At 75.6% G+C, this 11,012-nt stretch carries 1 protein-coding gene; it reads left to right on the forward strand.

The features are described from left to right. On the forward strand, positions 1-10,908 hold the full coding sequence (locus DMH08_RS01370) for a non-ribosomal peptide synthetase (RefSeq protein ID WP_125611121.1): 10,908 nt from the start codon (positions 1-3) through the stop codon (positions 10,906-10,908). Positions 10,909-11,012 lie beyond the last annotated feature (104 nt).

Genomic DNA, 11,012 nt, shown 5'->3' on the forward strand with positions numbered 1-11,012 from the left:
GTGAACAACTCAGCGCTCGCCGAGGTCTGGCCGCTGTCGCCCCTGCAGGAGGGGCTGCTGTTCCACGCCCGCTACGACGAGCGCGCCCGCGACGTCTACGTCGGGCAGCACACCGTCCACCTGGACGGCCCCGTGGACGCCGCCGTGCTGCGCGCGTCGTGGGAGGCGCTGCTGCGGCGGCACGCCGCGCTCCGCGCCGGGTTCCGGCGCCGCCGCTCCGGCGCGCCCGTCCAGATCATCGTCCGCGCCCCCGCCCTTCCCTGGCGGGAGGCCGACCTGTCGCACCTCCCGCCCGCCGACGCGGAGGCCGCGGCCGCCCGGCTCGCCGCCGAGGAACGCGACCGCGGCTTCGACGTGTCCGCCCCGCCGCTGCTGCGCCCCGCGCTGATCCGGCTGGACGCCGCCCGCCACCGGATGCTCGTCACGATGCACCACATCGTGCTCGACGGCTGGTCCCTGCCGATCCTCTTCGACGAACTGTCCCGCGTGTACGCGGCGGGCGGCGACACGTCCGTCCTGCCGCCCACCGCCCCCTACCGCGACTACCTCGCCTGGCTGTCCCGCCAGGACCGCGACGCCGCCCGCGCCGCGTGGGCCGCCGCCTTCACCGGCCTCGACGAGTCGACCCTGCTCGTCCCCGGCCGCGCCGGCGAATCCCCCGCCCGCCCCGACCACGTCACCGTCCGGGCCGGGGCGCCGACCGCGACCCGGCTCCGCGACACCGCCCGCGCCCTCGGCGTCACCCCGAACACTGCCGTCCAGGCCGCCTGGGGGCTGCTGCTCGGCACCCTCACCGGCCGCACCGACGTCGTGTTCGGCGCGACCGCCGCGGGGCGCCCCGCCGACCTGCCCGGCGTGGAACGGATGCTCGGCCTGTTCATCAACACGCTCCCCGTCCGGGTGCCCCTCGACCCGGCGGCCACCGTCGCGGGCACCCTCACCGCCCTCCAGGACCGGCAGGCGGCGCTGCTCGCCCACCAGCACCTCGGCCTCGCCGAAGTGCAGCGCGCCGCCGGACCCGCCGCCGCCTTCGACACCCTCGTCGTCTACGAGAGCTTCCCGGGCGACCCGTCCGCCGCCCGCGTCCCCGGCGGCCTGCACATCACCGAGGTCGGCGGCGACGACGCGTCCCACTACCCCCTCACCCTCGTCGTCAGCCCCGGCGACGACGACCTCGAACTCCGCCTCGACCACCGGCCGACCGTTTTCGACCGCCCCGCGGCACGGGCGCTGCTGGACCGGCTGGTACGGATCCTGCACCGCTTCGCCACCGACCCCGGCGCCCGCCTCGCCGAGATCGACGTGCTGTCGGCGGACGAGCGCCGGTTGGTGGTGGAGGGGTGGAACGCGACGGGTCGTCCGGTGCCGGGTGGTTCGCTGGTGGAGCTGTTCGAGGCGCAGGCGGCGCGCACGCCGGGCGCGGTGGCGGTCGTGTCGGGGGACGGCGGCGTGTCGTGGACGTACGCGGAGCTGAATGCGCGGGCGAACGGGGTCGCGCGGGCGCTGGGGGATCGTCGCGGTTCGCTGGTCGGCGTCCGCATGCGGCGGTCGGGAGACCTGATCGCCGCGCTGCTCGGCGTCCTCAAGGCGGGTGCGGCGTACGTCCCGTTGGACGTTTCGCATCCGGAGGAGCGGATCGCGGCGGTGATGGCGGAGGCCGGAGTGGCGACCGTCATCACCGACGCCGACGAGTTCGAGCCGGTCGAGCAGAACCCGAACGTTCATGTCTCGGCGCAGAGTCTCGCTTACGTGATGTACACGTCCGGTTCGACGGGCGTGCCGAAGGGTGTCGCGGTCACGCATGCGAACGTGGTGGCGTTCGCACTGGACGCCGCTTGGCGCGAGGACGTCGTCCAGTGCGTTCTGATGCAGGCGAACCATGCGTTCGATGCGTCGACGTACGAGATCTGGACGCCGCTTCTGCGGGGCGGTCGTCTGGTGGTGGCGCCGGACGGCGATCTGGACGCCGCCGAACGCGGACGACTGATCGCCGAGCACGGCGTGACGAACGTGCATGCGACCGCTGGCCTGTTCCGGGTGCTGGCCGAGCAGTCCCCGGAGATCTTCGCCGGTGTCCGCGAGGTGTCCACGGGCGGCGACGTCGTGTCGTCCGCAGCGGCCCGCGCCTTGCTGGAAGCGCACCCGGGCCTCGTCGTCCGGACGACCTACGGCCCGACCGAGTCGACGGCGTTCGCGACCCACCTGGCCTTCACGTCCTCTGGCGAGGTTCCCGATTCGGTGCCGATCGGGGCACCGATGGACAACACCCGCGCCTACGTCCTGGACGAGTTCTTACGCACGGTGCCGCCGGGTGCGGCCGGTGAGCTGTACCTCGCCGGGCACGGTGTGGCGCGCGGATATGCCGGACGCGCGGCGCTGACGGCGGAACGGTTCGTCGCCGACCCCTTCGGCGGCACCGGCCGCATGTACCGGACCGGTGACCTGGCCCGCTGGACGTCCGACGGCCGGTTGGCATTCGAGGGGCGCGCCGACGAGCAGGTGAAGATCCGGGGATTCCGGATCGAGCCCGCCGAGATCGAAGCCGTCCTGACCAGCCACCCCGACGTCCGCCAGGCCGTCGTCATCGCCCGCGAGGACGACCCCGGCACCAAGCGGCTCGTCGCCTACGTCACCGGCACCGCCTCCGACACCGACCTGCGCGGGTTCGTCGCCGCCCGACTCCCCGAGTACATGGTCCCGGCCGCGTTCGTCCCGCTCGACACGCTCCCCGTCACCCGCAACGGCAAGGTCGACCGGGCCGCCCTTCCCGCCCCGGACCTCGCCGGGCGGACGGGCGGCCGCCCTCCGGCGACCTCCGCCGAGGAGGTCCTGTGCGGCCTGTTCGCCGAGGTCCTCGGCGTCGAGCGGGTCGGGGCGGACGTCTCGTTCTTCGACCTCGGCGGCGACTCGCTCCTCGCCATGCGGCTGACCGCCCGCGTCCGGTCGGTGCTGGGCGCGGAGATCGGCATCCGGGAGCTGTTCGCGGCGCCGACCGCCGCGGACGTCGCGCGGGCGGCCGAGGCGGCGCGCGGGCGCGCGGTCCGCCCGCCGCTCACCGCCCGGACGCGCCCCGACGTCGTGCCGCTGTCGTACGCGCAGCAGCGGATGTGGTTCCTGAACCGGCTCGAGACCGCGGGCGCGGGCGCCGGGTACAACGTGCCGCTCGCGCTGCGCCTGACGGGCGACCTCGACGTCGCGGCGCTGGAGGCGGCCCTCGGGGACGTCGCCGACCGCCACGAGAGCCTGCGCACCACGTTCCCCGAGACGGACGGGACGCCGCGCCAGGTGCGGCTGGACGGGCCCGCGGGCCGCCCGCGGCTGCGCCCCGCCGAGGTCCGCGAAGCGGAGCTGGCGGAGGCCGTCGCGGCGGAGCTGGGGCGCGGGTTCGACCTGACCCGGGAACCGCCGTGGCGGGCGCGGCTGTTCGTCGTGTCCCCGGCGGAGTCGGTGCTGGTGCTCGTCGCGCACCACATCGCGGTGGACGGCTGGTCGATGGGGCTGCTGCTGCGTGACCTCGGCGTCGCCTACCGGGCCCGGCGCGCGGGCCGCGCGCCCGGCTGGGCGCCGCCGCCCGTCCAGTACGCCGACTTCGCCCTGTGGGAGCGGGAGGTTCTCGGCGACCCGGACGACCCGGACGGCGTCCTCGCGGCGCAGCTCGCGTACTGGCGGGCGACGCTGGCGGGGCTGCCGGACGAGCTGCCGCTGCCGGCCGACCGGCCCCGGCCGTCCGCCGCCTCGTTCCGCGGCGGCTCCGTGCCGATCGAGGTGGACGCCCGGACGCACGCGGCGCTGATCGGGGTGGCGCAGCGCGGCGGGGCCACGCCGTTCATGGTGGTGCAGGCGGCGCTCGGGCTGCTGCTGGCGCGGACCGGCGCGGGCACCGACGTGCCGATCGGGACGGTCGTGGCGGGGCGCGGCGATCCGGCGCTGGAGGACCTGGTGGGGTTCTTCCTCAACACCCTCGTGCTGCGGACGGACGTCAGCGGCGACCCGAGCTTCACCGACCTGCTCGCGCGGGTCCGCGACACCGACCTCGCCGCCTACGCCCACCAGGACCTCCCGTTCGAGCGGCTCGTCGAGGACCTCAACCCGCCGCGCTCCCTCGCCCGGCACCCGCTGGTGCAGGTCGTGCTGAACTTCCAGAACGTGCCGCGGGACGACGCGCCGTGGACGCCGCCCGGCGTCCGGGCGGAGGCGCTGCCGCCCGGCGACGGGACCGCGGCCCGGTTCGACCTGTCGTTCACGTTCGCGGAGAGGCGCGACGGCGACGGCGCCCCCGCCGGGCTGACTGGCGACCTGCGGTACGCGGCCGATCTGTTCGACGCGGCGACGGCGGAGGCCCTCGCGGCGCGGCTCGTGCGGGTCCTGGAACAGGTCGCGGCGGACCCGGCGGTCACCGTCGGCGGCGTCGACCTCCTCGACGACGCCGAACGGGCGCGGGCCGTCCGGCGGCCCGCGGCGCGCCCGGCGCCCGCCGCCACGCTCCCGGACCTGTTCGCGCGGCAGGCCGCCCGCGCCCCCGACGCGGTCGCGGTGACCTGCGCGGGCACCGCCCGCACCTACGGCGCCCTGGACGCCGCCGCCAACCGGATCGCGCACGAGCTGATCGCGCGCGGCGCCGGGCCGGAGACCCGCGTCGGCGTCGTCATGGACCGGTCGGCGGACCTCGTCGCGGTCCTTCTCGCCGTGCTGAAGGCGGGCGCCGCCTACGTCCCCGTCGACCCCGCCCATCCCGCCGGGCGGATCGCGGACACCCTCGCCGACGCCCGCCCCGCCCTGGTCGTGTGCGAGGCCGCGACCGCGCCGCGGATCCCGGGCACCGCCCGGCCGCTGGTGCTGGACGACCCGGCGACCGTCGCGACGATCGCCGCGCGCCCCGTGACCGCGCCGTCCGACACCGACCGGACCGCCCCGCTCCGCCCCGGCCACCCCGCCTACGTCATCTACACGTCCGGCTCCACCGGCCGCCCGAAGGGCGTGGCGGTGCCGCACGCCGCCGTCGTCCGGCTGCTGTCGGAGACGCGCCCCTGGTTCCGGTTCGGGCCGCGGGACGTGTGGACGCTCTTCCACTCGTACGCGTTCGACTTCTCGGTGTGGGAGATCTGGGGCGCGCTGCTGCACGGCGGCCGCCTCGTCGTCGTCCCCTACGCGACCGCCCGCACCCCGCACGCGTTCCTGGACCTGCTCGCCGCCGAACGCGTCACCGTCCTCAACCAGACGCCGTCGGCGTTCGCGCAGCTCATGGCCGCCGACGCCGGCGCGCCCGGCACCGACCTCGCGGCGCTCCGGCACGTCGTGTTCGGCGGCGAACCCCTCGACCCCGGACGGCTCACCGGCTGGTACGACCGCCACCCCGGCGCGGCGCTCGCCAACATGTACGGCATCACCGAGACGACCGTGCACGTCACCCGCGCCGCCCTGGACGCCGAACTGTGCGCGTCCCGTCCCGGCGGGGTCATCGGCGAGCCCATCCCCGACCTGGCCGTCCACCTGCTGGACGACTGGCTCCGGCCCGTCCCGCCCGGCGTGACCGGCGAACTGTACGTCACCGGCCCCGGCCTCGCCCGCGGCTACCTGCACCGCCCCGGCCGCACGGCGGAACGGTTCGTCGCGTGCCCGTTCACCGGCGGGCGCATGTACCGCTCCGGAGACCTCGCCCGGTACCGGCGGGACGGCGCCCTGGAGCACCTGGGCCGCGCCGACCGGCAGGTCCAGCTCCGCGGGTTCCGCGTCGAACCCGGCGAGGTCGAAGCCGTCCTCGCCGGGCACGCCGGCGTCGCCCAGGTCGCCGCCGTCGTCCGCGAGGACGCCGGCGCTCAGCGGCTCGTCGCGTACGTCGTCGGCGACGCCGACGAGGCGGCGCTGCGGGCCCACGCGGCCGAACGGCTCCCCGAGCACATGGTCCCGGCCGCGTTCGTCCGGCTCGGCACCCTCCCCGTCACCGTGAACGGCAAGCTGGACCGGGCGGCGCTGCCCGCCCCCGACTTCGCCGCCCGCACCGGCGACCGGACGCCCCGCACCCCCACCGAGGACGTCCTGTGCGGCCTGTTCGCGGAGATCCTCGGCCTCGACCGCGTCGGCGCCGGCGACTCCTTCTTCGACCTCGGCGGCGACTCCCTCCTCGCGATGCGCCTCCTCGCCCGCGTCCGGACCGTCCTGCGGGCCGAGATCGGCATCCGCGCGCTGTTCGCCGCCCCGACCGTCGAGGCCACCGCCCGCGCGGTCGACGGCGCGCGCGGCGCGGCGCGCCCGCCGCTGACGGCCCGGCCCCGCCCGGACGAGGTCCCGCTGTCGTACGCGCAGCAGCGCATGTGGTTCCTGAACCGGCTCGACGGCCCCGGCGACCCGGCCGCCCCCGGCCGCGCCGCCTACAACGTGGCGTCCGTCCTGCGCCTGTCGGGCGACCTGGACGAGGCGGCGCTGCGGGCGGCGCTCCGCGACGTCGCCGACCGCCACGAGACCCTGCGGACGATCTACCCGGACGGCGACGGCGCCCCCCGCCAGCGGGTGACGGCGCACTGCCCGCCGCTGGACGTCGTCGACGCCGCCGACGTCACCGCCGCCGACGCGGAACGGCTCGCGGACGCCGAGACCGGACGCGGCTTCGACCTGTCCCGCGACCTGCCCTGGCGGACCGTCCTGATCCGCCGATCGCCGTCCGACGCGATCCTCGTCATCGTCGCCCACCACATCGCGGTGGACGGCATCTCCATGGACGTGCTGGCGCGCGACCTCGCGACGGCCTACGCGGCCCGCGCCCGCGGGGAGGTCCCCGGCTGGGGGCCGCTGCCCGTCCAGTACGCCGACTACGCGCTCTGGCAGCGGGAGACCCTCGGCGACCCCGACGACCCGGACGGCCTCGCCGCCGGGCAGCTCGCCTTCTGGCGCGACGCCCTGGCGGGCGCCCCCGAGGAGACCGCGCTGCCGTCCGACCGTCCGCGCCCGGCGACACCGTCGTTCCGCGCGGGCGTGGTGCCGGTGGAGGTGGGCGCGGCCGTTCATGTCCGGATCGCTGATCTGGCGCGGCGGCGTGGCGTGACGATGTTCATGGTGGCGCAGGCGGCGGTGGCGGTGCTGCTGTCGAAGGTGGGTGCGGGTGACGACGTCCCGGTGGGGACGGCTGTGGCGGGTCGTGGTGACGCGGCGCTGGAGGACCTGGTCGGGTTCTTCGTCAACACGCTGGTGTTGCGGACGGATGTGAGCGGCGATCCCTCGTTCGCCGAACTGCTGGAGCGCGTCCGGGAGACCGACCTCGCGGCGTTCGCCCACCAGGACGTTCCGTTCGAGCGGCTCGTGGACGAACTGGCCCCGGCGCGGTCGCTGTCCCGGCACCCGCTCTTCCAGGTGATGCTCGCCGTGGACGCCGTCCGCGACGGCGATTCCTGGACGCTCCCCGGCCTCGACGTGGCCCCGCTCCCGATGGGCGGCACGGGCGCCGCACGGTTCGACCTGTCGGTGTCGCTGCTCGAACGGCGGGACGGCGGCGGCCTCGACGGCGCGATCCAGTACGCAACCGACCTGTTCGACGAGCCGACCGTTCGCGCGCTGGCCGACCGGCTGGTCCGTGTGTTCGAGCAGGTGGCGGCCGATCCGGACCTGCGGGTCTCTGAGGTCGATGTGCTGTCGGCGGACGAGCGCCGGCTGGTGGTGGAGGAGTGGAACGCCACGGCGTGTGCGGTGCCGGCCGGTTCGCTGGTGGAGCTGTTCGAGGCGCAGGCGGCGCGGACGCCGGGCGCGGTGGCGGTCGTGTCGGGGGACGGCAGTGTGTCGTGGACGTACGCGGAGTTGAACGCGCGGGCCAACGGTGTCGCGCGGGCGCTCGCCGGCCGGGCGGGTACGCCGGTCGGCGTCCGGATGCGGCGCTCGCCCGAGTTGATCCCGGTGTTGCTCGGGGTGTTGAAGGCGGGCGCGGCGTACGTGCCGCTGGACGTCTCGCACCCGGAGGAGCGGATCGCGGCGGTGATGGCCGAGGCCGGAGTGTCGACCGTCATCACCGACGCCGACGCGTTCGAGCCCGTCGAGCAGAACCCGAACGTCCATGTCCCGGAGCAGAGTCTCGCGTATGTCATGTACACCTCGGGATCGACGGGCGTGCCGAAGGGTGTCGCGGTCACGCATGCGAACGTGGTGGCGTTCTGCCTGGACGAGGCGTGGCGTGACGACGTCGTGGAAAGCGTGCTGGTGCAGGCGAACCATGCGTTCGATGCGTCGACGTACGAGATTTGGACGCCGCTGCTTCGGGGCGGTCGTCTGGTCGTCGTCCCGCCGGGCGAGGTCGATCCGGCCGAGCGCGGACGGCTGATCGCCGAGCACGGCGTGACGAACGTGCACGCGACGGCGGGTCTGTTCCGTGTGCTGGCGGAGCAGTCGCCGGAGATCTTCGCCGGTGTCCGCGAGGTGTCCACGGGCGGCGACGTCGTGTCGTCCGCAGCGATCCGCGCCTTGCTGGAGACCCACCCGGACCTCGTCGTCCGGACGACCTACGGGCCGACCGAGACGACGGCGTTCACGACCCAGGTCGCGTTCGGCCCGTCCGACGACGTCCCGGACGCGGTGCCGATCGGGGCGCCGATGGACAACTCCCGCGCGTACGTCCTGGACGAGTCGTTACGCCCGGTCCCGCCCGGTGTGGTCGGTGAGCTGTACGTCGCGGGTGCCGGGCTCGCGCGCGGGTACGCGTCCCGCCCGGCCCTGACGGCGGAACGGTTCGTCGCGAACCCCTTCGAGACGGCCGCCCGGATGTACCGCACGGGCGACCTCGCCCGCTGGACGTCCGACGGTCGGCTGGCATTCGCGGGCCGGGCCGACGACCAAGTGAAGATCCGGGGCTTCCGGATCGAGCCCGCCGAAGTCGAAGCCGCCCTGACCAGCCACCCCGACGTGCACCAGGCCGTCGTCATCGCCCGCGAGGACGACCCCGGCACCAAGCGGCTCGTCGCCTACATCATCGGAAACCCCGGCGGCGACGACTCCGACCTTCGCGAGTTCGTCGCCGACCGACTCCCGGAGCACATGGTCCCGGCCGCGTTCGTCCCCCTCGACGCGCTCCCCGTCACCCGCAACGGCAAGGTCGACCGGGCCGCCCTTCCCGCCCCCGACTTCGCGGAACGGGCGGCGCGGGGACGGGACGCGGCGACGCCCGTCGAGGAACTGCTGTGCGAGGTGTTCGCGGACGTCCTGCACCTGGAGCGGGTCGGGGCGGACGACTCGTTCTTCGAGCTCGGCGGCGACTCGGTGCTGTCGATCCTGGCCGTGTCCCGGGCGCGCCGCGCGGGTGTCGCGATCAGCGCGCGCCAGGTGTTCGAGCAGCGCACCCCGGCGGGTCTGGCGCGCGTCGCGACGGCGGCGGGAACCGAGTCCTCGGCGGGCGGGGAGGACGTCCCGACCGGGACGGTGCCGCTGACGCCGGCGATGCGGGAGGCGGCGGAGCGGTCGGGTGCCGCGGTGCTGCACGGCGGGTTCTGCCAGTCGATGGTGATCGGCGTCCCGGCGGGGCTCGACCTGGCGAGGCTGGAACGGGCGCTGCGCGCGGTCCTCGACCATCACGACGCGCTGCGCGCGCGCCTCTGCATCCCCGACGACGGCCCGTGGCGGCTGGAGGTGCCGGAGGCGACCGGGAGCGCGACGCCCGAGGTCCGGCGGGTGGACGCGCGCGGCCTGGCCGCCGGGCGGCTGGACGCGCTGGTGGACGCCGAGTCGTGGACGACGATGGCGGAGCTCGATCCGCGCGCGGGCGCGATGGTCGCGGCGGCCTGGTTCGACGCCGGGCCGGACGCGCCGGGCCGCCTGCTGCTGGTCGCGCACCACCTGGTGGTGGACGGGGTGTCCTGGCGGATCCTCGTGCCCGACCTGGAGGCCGCCTACCGCGCACCGGAGACGCCCCTCGCACCGGTCGGCACGTCGTTCCGCCGCTGGGCCCGCGAGCTGGAGGCGCAGGCGTCCGGCCAGGCCAGGGTGAACGAGCTGGCCGAGTGGACGCGGATGCTGTCGGGCCCGAACCCGACGCTGGGGGCGCGTCCGCTCGACCCCGCGCGCGACACCGTGGCCGCGGGTGCCCACCGGGCCTCGCGGGTGCTGCCGCGCGACGTGACCGCGGTTCTGCTGGACGGCGGACCGGCCGGGGTCCGCGCGAGCATCGACGATCTGCTCCTCGCGGGCCTCGTGGCGGCCGTGACGGCCTGGCGCGGCCGCCGCGGCGGGGGCCGCGCGGGCGGTCTGCTGGTGGACGTCGAAGGGCACGGCCGGGACCCGCTGACCGCCGGCATGGACCTCACCGGAACCGTCGGATGGTTCACCGGCGGCCACCCCGTGCGGCTGGACACCGGCGCGTCGGACCCGACCGGAGTACGGTCGGGCGGGCCGGCCGCGGCCCGGCTGGTGAAACGGGTGCGGGAACGGCTGCGCGCCGTTCCCGGCGACGGCCTCGGATACGCCCTGCTGCGTTATCTGAATCCGGCGACCGCGGCGACGCTCGCCGCCCTGCCGAGACCGCAGATCCGTTTCAACTATCTCGGCCGGATGAACGCCGCCGACCCGTCCGGCGCGTCGGGGCGCGCGAACTGGCGGCCCGTCGGGGAAACCGCACTGGGCAGCGGAGCGGACGCCGAAACGGCCTTCACGCACGCCCTGGACGCGGGCGCCACGGTCTGGGAACGTCCGGACGGCCCGACCCTGGAAATCGCGCTGACCTGCCCTTCCGCCCTGTTCACCGAAACCGAGGCGGCGGAACTGATCGACGCCTGGCGGGCCATGCTCCGCGGCCTCGCCGCGCACGCCACCGCCCCCGGCGCCGACCCCGCCGCGTCCTCGGACGCCGCGGAAGACGCGCCCGCGCAATTCGCTCTCGTGACGCTCGAACAGGACCAGCTCGACGAACTCCAAGCCCAGATCTTCGACGAAACGCGATGACCGGGCGGGCGCCCGGATGGCCATTTGGACAGCCACGTTGGACACGCCCGATCCGATATACCGTCCGTTTCCGGGAGTCCGACCGACCGGGGTGAGGGACCACG

The organism is Actinomadura sp. WAC 06369, from assembly GCF_003947565.1.
Lineage (GTDB): Bacteria > Actinomycetota > Actinomycetes > Streptosporangiales > Streptosporangiaceae > Spirillospora > Spirillospora rifamycini.